Genomic DNA, 14375 nt, shown 5'->3' on the forward strand with positions numbered 1-14375 from the left:
GTGACTGACGCGACTATGCCAGCCATTGCCTGCCAGAACCTCTGGCAGGTCTTTGGCCCCGGCGCTGAAAAGGCCCTGACCGACGCGCTGTCTCGGTCAGGGAATGACGCTGATAAGGCCGCCTCTGATCTGCGGGAAAACGGATTCATCCCGGCGGTGCAGGATGCCAATTTCGAGGTCAAAGAAGGCGAACTGTTCGTCATCATGGGCCTGTCAGGCTCGGGTAAATCCACGTTGATCCGTTGTATCTCGCAACTGTTGCCCGGCACGGGAGGCGAGATTCGGGTCGACGGCGCAAATGTCATTGGAGCCTCAAAGAAGGCCTTGACCGAGTTGCGCCGCAAAAAGCTGGGTATGGTGTTCCAGCACTTTGGCCTGTTCCCGCACATGACCGTTGCCGAAAACGTCGCTTATCCGCTGCGCGTGCAGGGCGTGAGCAAAAAGGAACGTCTGGCAAGGGCGCAGGAAGTCATCTCACTCGTCGGTCTGGAAGGGCGCGAAGACAGCTTTCCTCGCCAGCTTTCAGGTGGTCAGCGTCAGCGAGTAGGCATCGCGCGGTCCTTGGCCGTGAACCCCGATATCTGGTTTCTGGACGAGCCGTTTTCGGCCCTCGACCCGTTGATCCGTCGCCAACTGCAGGACGAATTTCTGCGCATTCAGGCGACATTGAAGAAGTCTATCGTCTTCATCACCCACGATATTCAAGAGGCGCTGAAACTCGCTGACCGCATCGCGATCATGCGCGACGGCAAGATCGTTCAGATCGGTACCCCAACTGATATCGTGCTGCGACCGGTTGATGATTATGTGCGCGAGTTTTCCAAGGACGTTGCCAAGGGTCAGCACGCCAAGGTCGCTTCAGTCATGCGGAGCGAGGCGGAATGTGGCCCGGACGATCCCGGCCTGACCACTTCGATGACGCTGGACGCGGCCCTTGCACATTGTATGGAACTGTACGAGCCCGTGCCGGTGCGGGATGCCAGCGGCAATGTCGTCGGCACGGTTCATCCCTCGGATCTGGCCGCCGCATTGCAGGTGGACGAAGCATGACCGCTGTCACTGATCTTCCGACGCAACACAGCGCGCACCTGACGGCGGGTGCGAAGGCTGCTTTGATCACGGTCATCGTCGGTGCGGTTTGCCTTGCGTTTGAGGGCATCGCCCCGTGGCTGGTCAAATGGCCTGCCGCGTGGGAACTGCCTGCAACCCAATGGGTTGGGGCATTTCTTGACTGGTTTCTCAACCTGATCAAACCGGCGATGCGGCTGTTCTCGGACATGATGACCTATCCAATGAACTGGGCGAATTTCGTGTTAGGCAATACGCCATGGCCCATTCTGATCGGGATTGTGACCGCGCTGGGCTGGTATCTGGGCGGAATGCCCATGGCCGCGTTGGGTTTTCTGGGGCTCAGTTTTGTACTGGCGTCGGGCTATTGGGCTGAGAGTATGAATACGCTGGCCCTTGTTGCCGTGTCGGTCCCGGTGGCACTTATTTTAGGGGGTGGTATCGGCATCCTTGCCAATGAAGTGCCGAAGGTTAAAACCTTTGTTCAAGCCGTTCTGGATGTGATGCAGACGGTGCCGACCTTTGCGTATCTGACACCGCTTTTGCTGCTGTTCGGCTTTGGGCCTGTTGTTGGCCTGATCGCCTCAGCCATCTATGCCGCGCCGCCTATGGCGCGCAATGTGATGCTGGGGTTGGAGCGGGTCGAGCCCGAGATCAAAGAAGCCGCCATCATGTCTGGTGGCACTCGGTTCCAGCAATTGTTTCAGGTCGAAATCCCTGCTGCCACAACGCAGATCATGGTCGGTGTGAACCAATGTCTGATGGCCGCCTTGTCGATGGTCATCATTGCCGCCGTTATCGGAGGTTTCAACGATATCGGCTGGGAGGTTCTGCTGACCATGCGCAAGGCGCAGTTCGGTGAATCGCTGATGGCTGGTCTGGTCATCGTGGTCTTTGCCGTGGTGATCGACCGGATGAGCGGCACGCTGGCAACCGAGCGCAAGCGCTATGACAGCCGCGTTGTCTGGGCCATGCTAGGCTTTGCTATTATCTTCACGGCCGCCTTCTGGGCGTGGCTGCCGAACCCGTCCGAACTGACCCTTCTGGACCCCATGGCCGAAGCCGTAGACAGCGGCCTGACGGCGTTTACGCAAAACAATGGCCCCTGGCTGGATGCGCTGAAGAACAATTCGCTGTTCTATGTGCTGCTGCCTTTGCGGATCGGGCTGGATCAGGCAGTTCTGCCTTTCACATGGGGCTTTCAGTGGACGGCGGGCATGAGCTACGGCCTGTTCGCCGTTGGTGCTGTGATTGCGCTGCTGATGGCGTGGCGTGGGCGGCTGACGGGCGGCCTGATCGTTTTGATCCTGATTGGTATGCTAGAAACCGGCATCGCGAACCTGCCATGGCCTTTTGTCTTGACCGGAGCAGCTGCTCTGGGCTGGGTTGCGGGCGGTTGGCGTCTCGCTGCGCTATGCGTGGGTCTGCTGTGCACCATTCTTGTTTCAGGTCTTTGGGAAAGGGCGCTTCTGTCGCTCTACCTCAGCGGTGCAGCAGTGTTTTCCTGCGCAGTCGTCGGCGGTCTGATCGGCCTTGCCAGCGCTGTTTGGGAGCCGGTTTGGAAAGTGGTTCGCCCGATCTGCGATATGCTGCAGACGATTCCATTGTTTGTGTTCCTGATCCCCGTGCTGATGGTGTTCCAGATCGGTGAGTTCTCGGCCTTTCTCGCAATCTGTGCCTACGCCATCGTCCCCATGATCCGCTATACGCGGCATGGGCTGGTCAACACGCCAGAGGAAATGATGGAGGCCGCTGTCTCCAGCGGTGCGACCGAGTGGCAGATCATGCGGGATGTGCGTGCACCTTATGCTGCACCGACCATACTTCTGGGGCTGAACCAAACCATCCTTTATGCCTTTGCGATGCTGGTCATCGCGGCGTTGATCGGGACCACCGGCTTGGGTCAGTCGATCTATCTGGCGCTGGGTCAGGCGGATGTCGGGCTGGGAATTTCGGCCGGGGCCGCGATGGCGATTCTGGCACTGATCGCAGACCGCATCGTGCAGGGCTTTGCCGAAGAACGCCGCGCGGCACTTGGCTTATAACACAGGGCAGGGGCGGCATGTCTGCCCCTGCGCAAAACTTGATTTCGGACAAGGAAGTCGCCGCCATCCTGATCTAGACCGATCCCAATACGTTCGGAGATCACCATGACCGGTTGGGTTCTATTTCTCGCAGCGCTTGTCACGTTCCTTCTCAGCCACGCAATTCCCGTGCGGCCGGCGGTGCGCAGGTGGCTAACCGGAACGCTGGGGCATCGCGGGTATTTTGCAGGGTATTCGATCCTGTCGCTGGCTGTGTTGGTCTGGCTGATCATTGCAGCCTCAAACGCACCTTATGTGGAGGTCATTCCACCGTTTCCAGTATTGCGCTGGGTGCCAGTACTGATCATGCCGGTCGTCTGTTGGCTGGCCCTTGCGGGGCTGGCCATTCAAAATCCGTTCTCGTTTGGCGGGCTAGGCAACCGGGCCTTTGACCCAGAGCAGCCCGGTATCCTGCGCACCACCCGCCACCCGGTCCTTGCCGCGTTGATGTTGTGGGCATTGGCACACTTGCTGGCCAATGGCAGCCTGTCGCACGTCATCCTGTTTGGCCTGTTTGCCGGTTTCGCAGCCATGGGCATGTCTTTGATCGACCGTCGCAAACTTAGCGAAATGGGGATTGAATGGGTCCGGTTGTCTCGAAAAACCGCGCGCTTTTCACTCCGTGCGCCGCGCCCTTGGCCACGTCCCTGGGTATGGATGACCGCACTTGCCGCCTATGCGGTTCTTCTTCACCTGCACGCTCCTGTGATCGGTCTGTCTCCGTTTCCGTAGCTGGGGGAGTGGTCGGATACACCTGAGCGTGCTATTTGAAATGTCGAAATGAAAAACAAGAGGTCCAAGATGAATCTGGCCTATGTCACCACCACCGATCGCGGCGCCACTGATCGCCTGTTAAGCGCTGTTGCAGAACACCTGCTGGCTTCGGGCGCGAAACTGGCGGGCGTTGTTCAGACCAACACCGAATGCGCGGACAGCAGCAAATGCGATATGGATGTGCGCGTGCTGCCAGAGGGTGAGACCATCCGCATTTCGCAATCTCTAGGAACACAGTCGCGCGGTTGCCGCCTGGACCCCGCAGCACTGGAACAGGCGGTTGGGTATGTGACTGCTTCGCTTGAAAAGGCACCCCAGTTGCTGATCATCAACAAATTCGGCAAGCACGAATCGGATGGCCGAGGATTCCGCCCTGTGATCGGCGAAGCATTGGCGATGGACATCCCGGTGCTGGTCGGCGTGAACGGGTTGAACGAAGAAAAGTTTCAGGCGTTCGCGGACGGCGCTGCGGAAGCCCTCCCGGCGGACCTAGATGCAATCGAGGCGTGGTTCAACAAGGTTTCAGAACTGCGCACGGCGGCAGAGTAAGGTAGTAAACCCCTAAAAACAGGGTAAAAAAGGCGCCGAAGCGCATTCAGCGCCTTTTTTCGATATTGCAGGGGCTTCAGCCCGCAAAAAACCAGACAGACTTGGACTGCGTCTTACAGGCGGTGATGCTGTCGCGGCTTCAATACCCCTCTGGAAACGAAAATGATCAAGGGCACCGGGAAGTGCTTCGCAACAGTGTAATCAGATCAAACGGTTGGTTCTTAAACCTTGGTTTTTTTCAACCGCGCACAACGCCAACCAACCCGATCACAGCGTGCCAAAAACACACTCTGCACATCTTCACGCTCAGTTGGAAAGATGGTGGGCGACCCTGGAATCGAACCAGGCGTGCGTCTCCGCGAGGGAGTTACAGTCCCCTGCCACACCTTGCGGCCTGTCGCCCACTGTCAGGCGTTGCACCTGACGTGGAGGCGTGATTACTAGCGCACCAAAGGAGCGTCAACAGGAAAATTTCGCTTTGGCGCAGGAAACCGAATTCTCGGCCCGGAGGCCCATAAAATGAAGAAACCCAAATGGGTCGTCGAAAAGGAACAGGCGCGCAAAGCCGCTGCGGCCGAAACCGTCTGGCTGTTCGGCTTGCATGCGGTGCGGGATGCTTTGATGAACCCAAATCGTCAGAAATTGCGCCTGATCGTGACACGTAACGCCCGTGACAAGCTGGCGGAAGCCATTGAATTTGCTGGGATTGAAGCCGAGATGGTTGATCCACGCAAGTTCACCGCGCCTATTGATGCTGGTTCGGTTCACCAGGGTGCTGCGCTTGAGGTCAAGCCGTTGGATTGGGGCGGTCTGGCCGAAAACTGTATTGGACGGGAAAACCCAAGAGTCATTCTGCTGGACCGAGTGACTGATCCACATAACGTTGGGGCGATTCTGCGCTCAGCCGAAGTTTTGGGGGCCAGCGCTGTGATAGGTACGCGGCATCACTCTGCACCTGAAACAGGGGCGCTGGCCAAAACCGCCAGCGGTGCGCTGGAACGCCAACCATATTTGCGGGTGCGCAACCTTGCAGACGCGATCATCGAGCTTCAGGGCATGGGGTTTCTGGTTCTTGGACTGGACGGCGAAGCCGATATGACGATCGAAGGTGCGTTGGTCGAGGGGCATGATCGCCCCGTGGCGCTTGTGCTTGGTGCCGAAGGCCCGGGCTTGCGGCAGAAGACCAAAGAAACCGTCGATCAGTTGGTGAAAATTGACGCAGCAGGCGGGTTTGGGTCACTGAATGTCTCAAACGCGGCGGCAATCGCCTTATATGCATCTCGTTCCTGAGCAAAGGAGAGCGCCATTTCCGGTCCATCCAAAATCGCCACCTGCTGTTATTGCGGCACTCGTGCGGCCCTGGTCCTGAAGGGAAAAGAGCGGCATGAGCTTAGCTGTTCAAGCTGCGGTGCTCCGCTACATGATCTCAAGATGATTCCAAAGCGTAAGGCCGTGAAAGAAAAACAGGCGCGACCTGCCGTGTCTCATATGGTGCATTCAAGGGCAAAACGTAAAAAGAAGAAAAAGAGCGTGTTCTCACGTGTGTTTGACGAAGCCTGGGACGTGATTGAGGATATTTTCGACTAGGCGCCCTTGCGTTGAAACTCGATCACATCCTTGTCAACGGGGCTTCCGTTACCGCCGAAAACTTGCATGTTGATACCTCAAGACTCCAGATTCTGACGTGGCGATGCTGATCCAACGTTCCATCCTTGGCGCGCTAAGCGCTGTATTCCTTTCTTCTGCCGTTTCCGCGCAGGACAATCCCGTCTATTTCGCCACCGAAGGTGTGGCGATGGCCGGGTATGATCCCGTGACCTACTTCGAAGGCGCGACGCCCGTTATGGGTGCCCCGGAAAACGCTGTGATGTGGAAAGGGGCAAAATGGCATTTTTCATCTGCGGAAAACCGAGAGCGCTTTGAAAGCAACCCCCGGGCCTTTGCTCCGCAGTTTGGCGGGTATTGTTCTTACGCGATGGCCAAAGGGGTTCTGAAAAGCACCGATCCCAATGCGTGGCAGGTGGTCGATGGCCGCCTGTATCTGACGCACTCAAAGCAGATTGAGATGATGTGGCAGCAGGATAGGGCGGAATTCATTGAAATGGCAGAAGAAAACTGGCCGGTGATCTTGTACCACAACTAGGCAAGAATCAGCTAATTGTGAAAAGTCATCACAAAAATGCGCGCCCCCTCTTTTTTTTCACCAACTCATGCCTAAATGTCACAGTGACCGCGGAACGGAACTGCCGCGGGTCATTTCACTGTCCCTCGTTCCAACAACTGGCGCCCAAGCTGTCTTGGGCGCTTTTTTCTTTTGATAACCCTGTTAAGGATAGGGCATGTCAAATTATCCCGATCAGCACCTCAAAACCATTCTGCAACGCACCAAGACGGTTGCCGTTGTAGGAGTGTCGTTGAACCCTGTGCGACCCAGTTTCTACGTGGCGCGCTATCTAACCTTGAAGGGATTTGATGTGATCCCGGTCAATCCAGGCCATGCAGGCAAAGACCTATTCGGTCAGACAGTGCGAGGTAGTCTTTCGGACATAACCGAGCCCGTGGATATGGTGGATATTTTTCGGCGGTCCGAAGCTGTGCCGCCTATCGTTGACGAAGCTCTGGACGTTTTTCCCTCTCTCAGCACGATTTGGATGCAGATCGGGGTTGAACATGCCGAAGCGGAGGCAAAGGCCGAAGCACGGGGCGTTGACGTAGTGATGAACCGCTGTCCCAAGATCGAGTATCAGCGCCTGTTTGGCGAGCTGCGCATGGGCGGATTTTCGACCGGAATCATCTCGTCCAAACTTTAGGGCGTTGCTGGCTGATAGGGTTTCAGCCGGGCCACCTGTTCCTGTCGCCGCTTCTCTAGCACCACGTCGCGCGGCACCCATTCGTAACGGGTGTCCTCGACCAGCGGAGACCAGAACAACACCCCGCCATAGCGCCACGGGTCCAGTACGACACCGTCATACAACGATTCCCCCTTGCGGCTGATGATCGCTGTGGAGTGGTCGATTCTCAGCGGATTATCGGCATTGGCTATGGCGCGATGCATCTCAAGCGTTTGGAAATTTTCCTGCTTCAGACGACGCTCAATGTCCTCGGCCCAGTGCCAGCAGAGCCCGCGTGGGCGCACGCCTTTGTTGACCTTTGCGTTGTGGATCAATGGCGGGTCAGTGATCTGGTATTCATCGACCAGCTGTGCGGTGTAGGCGTAGGCAACCTGCGCCGCTCGTTGGGCTTCTTCGGGATCTATGTCAGGGCCCAAACTTTGAATTTCAGTTGCCAGGCGTTGAACCTGGTCCCCGGTCGAGGGCGGTGGCGCAGAGCAGCCCGCGACGATGGCAAGCGTTGCCACAAGCATCAAAACTCGGATCATGTCGCGCCCTCGGCTGCCAATCTGACGTCCAAGTATAGCGGTCCAAACAGCGACGCGGAACCCAGGTTTTACCTCTTAGGGCGGGAAGCCTTTTCCGCGATACCGCTGACGCCCTGACGACGTGCCAGTTCGGTCAGGACATCATCCAGTGCCACGTTCCGCGAGACCAGCATGACCAGAAGGTGATACAGAACATCAGCCGCCTCAGAGGTCAGCCTGGTTTTGTCATCCTTGACGGCCTCGATGATCGCCTCAACAGCTTCTTCGCCAAACTTCTCTGCACATTTCTCGGGACCTTTGGCCAGCAGCTTGGCTGTCCAACTGGAGTCCGGGTCTGCGTCTTTGCGGGCCTCAATCGTGAAGGCCAGATCGTGCAGGATGCTCATGTTAGCCTCATCGGAATGCCCGCAGCGGCCATGTGTTCCTTGGCTTCGCGGATGGTGTATTCGCCGAAATGAAAGATCGAGGCCGCCAGCACGGCGCTTGCGCCGCCTTTGGTGACACCTTCCACCAGATGGTCCAGATTGCCGACACCTCCGCTGGCGATCACCGGTACATTCACCGCGTCGGAAATGGCGCGGGTCAGGGGCAAGTTGAACCCGGCTTTTGTGCCGTCACGATCCATCGAGGTCAGAAGGATTTCTCCGGCCCCTTTGGCAACAACTGTTTTGGCAAAATCGACCGCATCAATACCGGTAGGCTTTCGCCCACCATGGGTGAAAATTTCCCACTTTCCGGGGCTGACGGTCTTGGCGTCTATGGCGCAAACGATGCATTGACTGCCAAACTGGTCAGCCGATTCCGCGATCACGTTCGGGTTGGCGACGGCGGCCGAGTTGAAACTGACCTTGTCCGCCCCAGCCAGCAGCAGGGCGCGCACATCTTCCTTGGTGCGTACACCGCCACCCACTGTCAGTGGGACAAAGCACTGCTCAGCCGTGCGCTGCACCACATCAAACATCGTTCCGCGGTTTTCGTGGGTCGCATGGATGTCCAGAAAACATATCTCGTCAGCGCCGGCGGCGTCATAGGCCTTGGCCGATTCCACCGGGTCGCCCGCGTCGCGCAGGCCAACGAAATTCACGCCTTTGACCACGCGGCCATCGGCGACATCAAGACAGGGAATGATCCGGGTTTTCAGCATCTGGGTGTCCTTCGTTGCCGGACCTTTACCGGCAAAGCACCGCTGATGCCAGACTTGTGATTGTGATCCATCGTGAAGCCATGGAAATTAGGGGTGAAATTCATGAAAAGGATTATCGAGATGAAACATCTTCTTCTGGCTTCAATTCTAACATTCGGGGGCGCACTATCCGCCATGGCTGACGACATCATCAAAGTTCAAACAAGTAAATCCGTGGCTGAGGCGCTGGATGCGTTGGAAGAAGCAGTTGGCAATGCCGGGGCCACCGTGTTTGCGCGAATCGACCATGCGGCCGGAGCGGAAAAGGTCGGTACGCCCATTCCTGCCAATCAGGTGCTGATTTTCGGTAACCCTGCGCTGGGCACGCCAGCCATGCAGATCGACCCGCGTGCTGGGTTGTTCCTGCCGCTCAAGGTGCAAGCCTATGAGGACGCCAGCGGTCAGGTCTGGCTGGCCTATGAAGACCCCAAGGAAACGATGGATGAGCTGGATGAGGTCGAAAAGTCACCCGTCATCGAAAAGATGCGCGGCGCTTTGGCGAAACTGACTGCCGCTGCCGCGCAGTAGCTCAGTTAAGGGCGCGAATGGCCTCGGCCAGGTCAATCGCGCCATCATACAGCGCCCGACCCGAGATCGCGCCGTCCAGTTCGACACCACAGTCGCGCAGGGCGATCAGGTCTTCCAAAGAGCTGACGCCACCCGACGCAATCACGGGGATAGAAACCGCCTGAGCGAGGGCTGCTGTCGCCTCGATGTTCGGGCCCTGCATCGCGCCATCACGGTTGATGTCAGTATAGATGATTGCGGCCACGCCTGCGTCTTCGAAACTGCGGGCCAGATCGGTGACCTGCACGTCAGTCTCTTCGGCCCAGCCTTTAGTCGCCACCATACCGTTGCGCGCATCAATGCCCACAGCGACTTTGCCGGGAAAAGCTTTCGCCGCTTCGCGCACCAGATCAGGGTTTTCGACCGCAACTGTGCCCAAAATGACCCGCGCCAATCCCTTGCCGATCCATGTTTCGATCGTGGCCATGTCGCGGATACCGCCACCCAACTGAGCGGGCACGTCGCAGGCTTTCAGTATCGCCTCGACCGGGGCGGCGTTAACCGGTTCACCCGCAAACGCGCCGTTCAGATCGACCAGATGAAGCCACTCGCATCCCGCCTCGACAAAGGCGCGGGCCTGTGCGGCAGGGTCTTCATTGAACACGGTGGCCTTGTCCATTTCACCGCGCAGCAGGCGTACGGCATTGCCGTCTTTGAGGTCGATGGCGGGGTAGAGGATCATGTCGGGCGGCCCTATATCTTTGTTACACGCGCGGGATATCGCACAGGCAGGGCAGGGGATGCAACGCGACGCTGGGTCATTCTTGCCCGTCGGTCCTTGGCGGGTCAGACTGCCCTCAAAACAGGGAGAAAATCATGAAGAAATTTACGTTTGCAGCGGGTTTGTCGCTTCTTGCGACCAGTGCTTTGGCAGCAGATCCTGTTGACGGGCTATGGAAGACTGCGCCGGGTGACACGGGTGGTTACCTGCATGTCACGATTTCCGAATGCGGGAGCGCGATTTGCGGCACAATCGACAGCGCCTTTGATGCGGATGGGAACCAGCAGCTGGAATACGAAAATCTGGGTAAACAGATCATCTGGGACATGGTGCCCGAAGGTAGCGGCAGCTATGACAGCGGCAAGATCTGGGCCCCGGACCGCGACAAGACCTACAATTCGAAAATGTCGCTGGACGGGCAGAACAAGCTGACCGTCAAGGGTTGTGTGGCGGGTGGTTTGATCTGTCGCGGCCAAACCTGGACGCGCGTCCAGTAACCCTCAGGGGTTCCAGGTCAGGAAGTTGCCCAGCATACGCAGCCCAACGTCCTGACTTTTCTCGGGGTGGAACTGCATCCCAACCATCGTGTCGCGGCCAATCACGGCCGTGACCTCTTGCCCATAATCAACGTAAGCCAGCCGCTGTGCTGGGTCGCTCACACGAAAATGGTAGGAGTGGACGAAATACGTGTGATCACCGGATTTCACCCCATCGAACACTGGATGATCGCTTTCCAGGACCAGATCATTCCAGCCCATATGGGGGACTTTTAGGGCTGCATCCGAAGGCTCAATTCGGACAACATCACCTGCAACCCAGCCCAAACCATCGGTTTCGCTGTATTCATGGCCCTTGGTGGCCATCAGTTGCATCCCAACGCAGATGCCCAGAAACGGTCGTCCCTTTTGCTCGACTGCCTCGACCATCGCATCATAGATGCCTCTGTGTCCCCGCAGCTCGGCGGCACAGGCCGGAAAGGCCCCATCACCCGGCAACACCAAACGATCCGCACGCGCCACGACGTCTGCGTCCGAGGTCACAACAACCTCACCGGCATCCAATTCACGCGCCATGCGCTGAAAAGCCTTCTCGGCCGAGTGCAGATTGCCCGACTCATAATCAATGATCGCAGTCAACATGATACGGACCTGTTCTTCTTCTTGTTCCAAATACGGCGGGGTGAATTGGCCAAAGGCCAAGAGGGGCGGCGCCCCTTACCACCGCCTACAAAGCACCCTTGGTCGATGGAATCGCATCCGCCTTGCGTGGATCGGTTTCGACTGCATCACGCAAAGCGCGCGCGACAGCTTTGAAAGCCGCCTCGGCAATGTGATGGCTGTTGAAGCCGTGCAACTGGTCGATGTGCAGGGTGATGCCGCCATGTGTGCTGAGCGCCTGAAAAAACTCTCGCACAAGCTCTGTGTCGAACGTGCCGATCTTCTGCGTGGGCAAGTCTACATTCCAGATCAGGAACGGACGGCCCGACAAGTCCAGCGCGCAGCGCACTTGTGCGTCGTCCATAGGCAGATGACATTCGCCATAACGGCGGATGCCTTTCTTATCGCCCAGAGCCTGCGTCAGTGCCTGACCCAGCGCGATGCCGGTATCTTCGACCGTGTGATGGTCGTCGATGTGATAATCACCCTTGGCACTGATCGTCATGTCGATCAGCGAGTGGCGCGCCAGCTGATCCAGCATGTGGTCAAAGAAGCCAACACCGGTCTGGTTGTCATAGGTGCCGGTGCCATCCAGATTGACCTGAACCGTGATCTCGGTCTCGGCGGTCTTGCGGCTGATCGAAGCGCTGCGCATGGGCGAATTCCTTTTGCTACAGGCGCGCTTATAGACGGGGTTGGGCTGCCTTATCCAGACCATAGGTGGCATTCAGGCCAAACTGTTGCAGGGGATTGCACCCGGCTGTGCCCCGTGTCAGCTTGCAAGCAACACGAACCGATAGGGTCACACCATGTCCACCTGCGTTTTCATCCAGATCCGCTGCAAACCCGGCACCACTTATAAGGTGGCCGAAGAAATCGCCCTGCGCGAAATTCATTCCGAACTGTATTCCACCAGCGGCGAATATGACCTGCTTCTGAAGCTCTATATCCCCGAGACCGAGGATGTGGGCCACTTTATCAACGAACACTTGCTAGTGATCCCCAACATCGAACGATCCTTGACGACCATGACATTCAAAGCGTTCTAGCCCAGCTCGAACGTTGTCACGCCAAAGATTCGATCCAGATCGATGTCGGGTTGATGGTCGGAATACATCCGGGCGGTTTCAAACACTTTGTCCAGTCCAAGCGCGTCGGCCAAAGCGAAAGCTGATGCGTTGGGCTGTGGCATGTCCACAAAAACCTCATGCTCGTTATGGTCTTCGGGAATCGCCGTCAGCAGAGCTGCTAACAGTGCCCTTGCAATGTCGGTATTGTCTGCAAACAGCGGACCAACCTTGTATCCGGTGAGGCAAGGGCGCAGCGTTGCGTAGCCTTGGATTCTGCCATTGTCGGAATAGACCTTTGATACGTGATTGTAAGCGCTGAGCCAGCTTTCAAGGAACAGATCGCGTGCAGCGGGAAACATGTCGCGGTCATAGGCTTTCAATTCATCTGACGCACTGCTCAGATCCGCTACGCAATCATTCGAAGATGTACCCAGCTTCGCCAGCATCCGCGTTTTTGTTCCGGCAAATCGGTAGTTGTTATACGCGAAGGTAAAGCCGGATTTGCGATAATTTTCCTGCTGCTCGACAACGCCATCCAGACCCATGTTACGACTGCCGCAATGAGCAAGCGCATGTTGCGCTATCTCAAGCCCATGACCATGGTGCCGGAACTCGGGTTTAACGATGTAAAAGCCCAGAAACGCGAAATCGGCGTTGTAATTCACCGCCGAGACCGAGGAAATCATCTCTCCATCCAGAAATCCGCCCAGAAACCCGTCCGGGTCCGTTGGGCGAAAGCACTCGGCGTCGTGTACGCCGGGGTTCCATCCTTCGCGACCGGCCCAATCTACAGCGTGCTGGACTTCGGCAGCAGTGAGTGGGCGAATGATATAATCAGACATCGGGTAATCCTGCATTGCGTAATGCGACCAGAATGGCGCAACGCGCTGCAAAGAACCAGCATGTTCGGATCGGTTGGTATCTGGAGCGGGCGAGGCGATTCGAACGCCCGACCCTAACCTTGGCAAGGTTATGCTCTACCCCTGAGCTACGCCCGCATCAGATACATATGTGGTCCAAAGACCTCTCAATGGAGCGGGCGAGGCGATTCGAACGCCCGACCCTAACCTTGGCAAGGTTATGCTCTACCCCTGAGCTACGCCCGCGCCGTTGAGTGAGGAGGGATGTATAAATTCCCACGCGAGGCTGCAAGCGGAAAAACGCAAAAAAGAGGAAAAATCTTTCGACGGAAATCCGAGCCCAGCTCGTTGAAAATCTAGAGCGTGAAAAAATAAGAGGGGCTGAAGAATGAAAATGGCACGTATAGCTGATATGAAAATGGCGCTGTTGGCCGCGCTGATCATATTGACCACGATGCTATGCGCACGGGTTGAGGACAAGGTGGTCGAGGTCGACCCAGTCCTGATGCGCGCGCCACTGGTCGAAACGCTGGTGTTGGCGGGATAAACCCCGCCTACAGTCAGAGGGCCAGGACCAGATTCGCGATCGCGGTTACCAATATTGCTGTGAACGTCAGCCCCATTCCAAGCTGTCGCAGAATGACGATCTGCGGCGTTCTGCCAAAACCGTATGCGTGCAACAGACGCCCGGCCAACAGCATCAGGCCCAACACGTGTAACGTCAGGCTACCTGCGCCTTGCAACTCTACCATTGCGATCAGCAAAAGGCTGATGGGTGCGTATTCGGCGCAATTGGAATGCGTGCGTATCGCCTTGATCATAAGTTTGCTGCCGCCATCTCCGACCGAGATTTTGTCGCTACGGCGCTGTAGAATCACTTTGACGCTGAGCGCTACGTACAGGATTGCGATCAGGGCCGCGTAGATCGGTGTGATTGCAAGCATGGTCTGTCTCCGTTCCAGC

The 14375-nt window shown here is 57.2% G+C and carries 20 protein-coding genes and 3 tRNA genes; 12 read left to right on the plus strand and 11 right to left on the minus strand.

What is annotated here, in order from left to right:
• The 4 genes from GOV89_RS01045 to GOV89_RS01060 all read left to right on the plus strand — a co-directional run bounded on the left by GOV89_RS01045 (position 1) and on the right by GOV89_RS01060 (position 4475).
• The gene (locus GOV89_RS01045) at positions 1-1050 is read left to right on the plus strand and encodes a betaine/proline/choline family ABC transporter ATP-binding protein (protein ID WP_171235499.1); all 1050 of its coding nucleotides are present in this window, start codon (positions 1-3) and stop codon (positions 1048-1050) included.
• Positions 1047-3113 carry a proline/glycine betaine ABC transporter permease gene (locus GOV89_RS01050; RefSeq protein WP_171237230.1) on the plus strand — a complete coding sequence of 689 codons (2067 nt, stop codon included), beginning with the start codon at positions 1047-1049 and terminating at the stop codon, positions 3111-3113. The genes GOV89_RS01045 and GOV89_RS01050 overlap by 4 nt, the downstream gene beginning before the upstream one ends.
• 105 nt (positions 3114-3218) lie before the next feature.
• Positions 3219-3884, plus strand: a complete 666-nt coding sequence (locus GOV89_RS01055) for an NnrU family protein (protein ID WP_171237231.1) — start codon at positions 3219-3221, stop codon at positions 3882-3884.
• Positions 3885-3953: 69 nt separating this feature from the next.
• Complete coding sequence (locus GOV89_RS01060; protein ID WP_171235502.1) at positions 3954-4475, plus strand: DUF2478 domain-containing protein; 522 nt, start codon at positions 3954-3956, stop codon at positions 4473-4475.
• A 319-nt stretch (positions 4476-4794) separates the two neighbouring features.
• On the opposite strand, the gene GOV89_RS01065 is transcribed toward GOV89_RS01060, so the two are convergent.
• Positions 4795-4878, minus strand: a tRNA-Tyr gene (locus tag GOV89_RS01065).
• Between the two features lie 116 nt (positions 4879-4994).
• On the opposite strand from GOV89_RS01065, the gene rlmB reads away from it, so the two are divergent.
• The 4 genes from rlmB to GOV89_RS01085 all read left to right on the plus strand — a co-directional run bounded on the left by rlmB (position 4995) and on the right by GOV89_RS01085 (position 7285).
• Entirely contained in the window at positions 4995-5765 is a 771-nt protein-coding gene (rlmB, locus tag GOV89_RS01070) for a 23S rRNA (guanosine(2251)-2'-O)-methyltransferase RlmB (protein WP_171175384.1), read from the plus strand.
• Positions 5766-5780: 15 nt separating this feature from the next.
• Positions 5781-6062, plus strand: coding sequence for a hypothetical protein (locus tag GOV89_RS01075; RefSeq protein ID WP_171176233.1), 282 nt, complete (start codon positions 5781-5783; stop codon positions 6060-6062).
• Positions 6063-6165: 103 nt separating this feature from the next.
• Positions 6166-6618, plus strand: coding sequence for a YHS domain-containing (seleno)protein (locus GOV89_RS01080; protein WP_174836676.1), 453 nt, complete (start codon positions 6166-6168; stop codon positions 6616-6618).
• Between the two features lie 196 nt (positions 6619-6814).
• Entirely contained in the window at positions 6815-7285 is a 471-nt protein-coding gene (locus GOV89_RS01085; RefSeq protein WP_171175380.1) for a CoA-binding protein, read from the plus strand.
• On the opposite strand, the gene GOV89_RS01090 is transcribed toward GOV89_RS01085, so the two are convergent.
• From GOV89_RS01090 to hisF, 3 genes are all read right to left on the minus strand, one after another.
• The gene (locus tag GOV89_RS01090) at positions 7282-7854 is read right to left on the minus strand and encodes a hypothetical protein (protein WP_171175378.1); all 573 of its coding nucleotides are present in this window, start codon (positions 7852-7854) and stop codon (positions 7282-7284) included. The two genes, GOV89_RS01085 and GOV89_RS01090, sit on opposite strands and share 4 nt — an antisense overlap.
• Before the next feature lie 68 nt (positions 7855-7922).
• Entirely contained in the window at positions 7923-8240 is a 318-nt protein-coding gene (locus tag GOV89_RS01095; RefSeq protein ID WP_171237232.1) for a phosphoribosyl-ATP diphosphatase, read from the minus strand.
• Complete coding sequence (gene hisF / locus GOV89_RS01100; protein ID WP_171237233.1) at positions 8237-8998, minus strand: imidazole glycerol phosphate synthase subunit HisF; 762 nt, start codon at positions 8996-8998, stop codon at positions 8237-8239. Before hisF ends, GOV89_RS01095 begins: the two co-directional genes overlap by 4 nt.
• Positions 8999-9118: 120 nt before the next feature.
• On the opposite strand from hisF, the gene GOV89_RS01105 reads away from it, so the two are divergent.
• Positions 9119-9565 (plus strand): DUF302 domain-containing protein, encoded by a 447-nt coding sequence (locus GOV89_RS01105; RefSeq protein WP_253284445.1) that lies wholly within the window; start codon positions 9119-9121, stop codon positions 9563-9565.
• Between the two features lies 1 nt (position 9566).
• Here the strand turns inward: GOV89_RS01105 and hisA are convergent, their stop codons facing one another.
• Positions 9567-10286 carry a 1-(5-phosphoribosyl)-5-[(5-phosphoribosylamino)methylideneamino]imidazole-4-carboxamide isomerase gene (hisA, locus tag GOV89_RS01110; RefSeq protein ID WP_171175372.1) on the minus strand — a complete coding sequence of 240 codons (720 nt, stop codon included), beginning with the start codon at positions 10284-10286 and terminating at the stop codon, positions 9567-9569.
• Between the two features lie 134 nt (positions 10287-10420).
• On the opposite strand from hisA, the gene GOV89_RS01115 reads away from it, so the two are divergent.
• A complete protein-coding gene (locus GOV89_RS01115) occupies positions 10421-10822 on the plus strand; it encodes a DUF2147 domain-containing protein (RefSeq protein WP_171175370.1) in 402 nt (133 codons plus the stop codon).
• Positions 10823-10825: 3 nt separating this feature from the next.
• On the opposite strand, the gene hisH is transcribed toward GOV89_RS01115, so the two are convergent.
• Positions 10826-11464: an imidazole glycerol phosphate synthase subunit HisH gene (gene hisH / locus GOV89_RS01120; protein ID WP_171175368.1), complete on the minus strand. Its 639-nt coding sequence runs from the start codon at positions 11462-11464 to the stop codon at positions 10826-10828.
• An 85-nt stretch (positions 11465-11549) separates the two neighbouring features.
• Positions 11550-12137: an imidazoleglycerol-phosphate dehydratase HisB gene (gene hisB, locus GOV89_RS01125; RefSeq protein WP_171175366.1), complete on the minus strand. Its 588-nt coding sequence runs from the start codon at positions 12135-12137 to the stop codon at positions 11550-11552.
• A gap of 154 nt (positions 12138-12291) precedes the next feature.
• Here hisB and GOV89_RS01130 point away from each other — a divergent pair, with 154 nt between their 5' ends.
• Positions 12292-12531, plus strand: coding sequence for an Lrp/AsnC family transcriptional regulator (locus GOV89_RS01130; RefSeq protein WP_050602861.1), 240 nt, complete (start codon positions 12292-12294; stop codon positions 12529-12531).
• On the opposite strand, the gene GOV89_RS01135 is transcribed toward GOV89_RS01130, so the two are convergent.
• The 3 genes from GOV89_RS01135 to GOV89_RS01145 form a co-directional block, all read right to left on the minus strand.
• Positions 12528-13394 (minus strand): GNAT family N-acetyltransferase, encoded by an 867-nt coding sequence (locus GOV89_RS01135; RefSeq protein WP_216601737.1) that lies wholly within the window; start codon positions 13392-13394, stop codon positions 12528-12530. The genes GOV89_RS01130 and GOV89_RS01135 overlap by 4 nt on opposite strands.
• A gap of 81 nt (positions 13395-13475) precedes the next feature.
• Positions 13476-13550: transfer RNA gene (locus GOV89_RS01140), tRNA-Gly, on the minus strand.
• Positions 13551-13583: 33 nt separating this feature from the next.
• Positions 13584-13658 (minus strand) — tRNA-Gly (locus tag GOV89_RS01145).
• Between the two features lie 148 nt (positions 13659-13806).
• Between GOV89_RS01145 and GOV89_RS01150 the strand changes: the two genes are divergently transcribed.
• Positions 13807-13959 carry a hypothetical protein gene (locus GOV89_RS01150; RefSeq protein ID WP_171175362.1) on the plus strand — a complete coding sequence of 51 codons (153 nt, stop codon included), beginning with the start codon at positions 13807-13809 and terminating at the stop codon, positions 13957-13959.
• Positions 13960-13972: 13 nt separating this feature from the next.
• Here GOV89_RS01150 and GOV89_RS01155 read toward each other — a convergent pair whose 3' ends face one another.
• Positions 13973-14356, minus strand: a complete 384-nt coding sequence (locus GOV89_RS01155) for an MAPEG family protein (RefSeq protein WP_171237235.1) — start codon at positions 14354-14356, stop codon at positions 13973-13975.
• Between the last annotated feature and the right edge of the window lie 19 nt (positions 14357-14375).

The organism is Ruegeria sp. HKCCA5763 (genome assembly GCF_013034545.1).
Classification (GTDB): domain Bacteria; phylum Pseudomonadota; class Alphaproteobacteria; order Rhodobacterales; family Rhodobacteraceae; genus Ruegeria.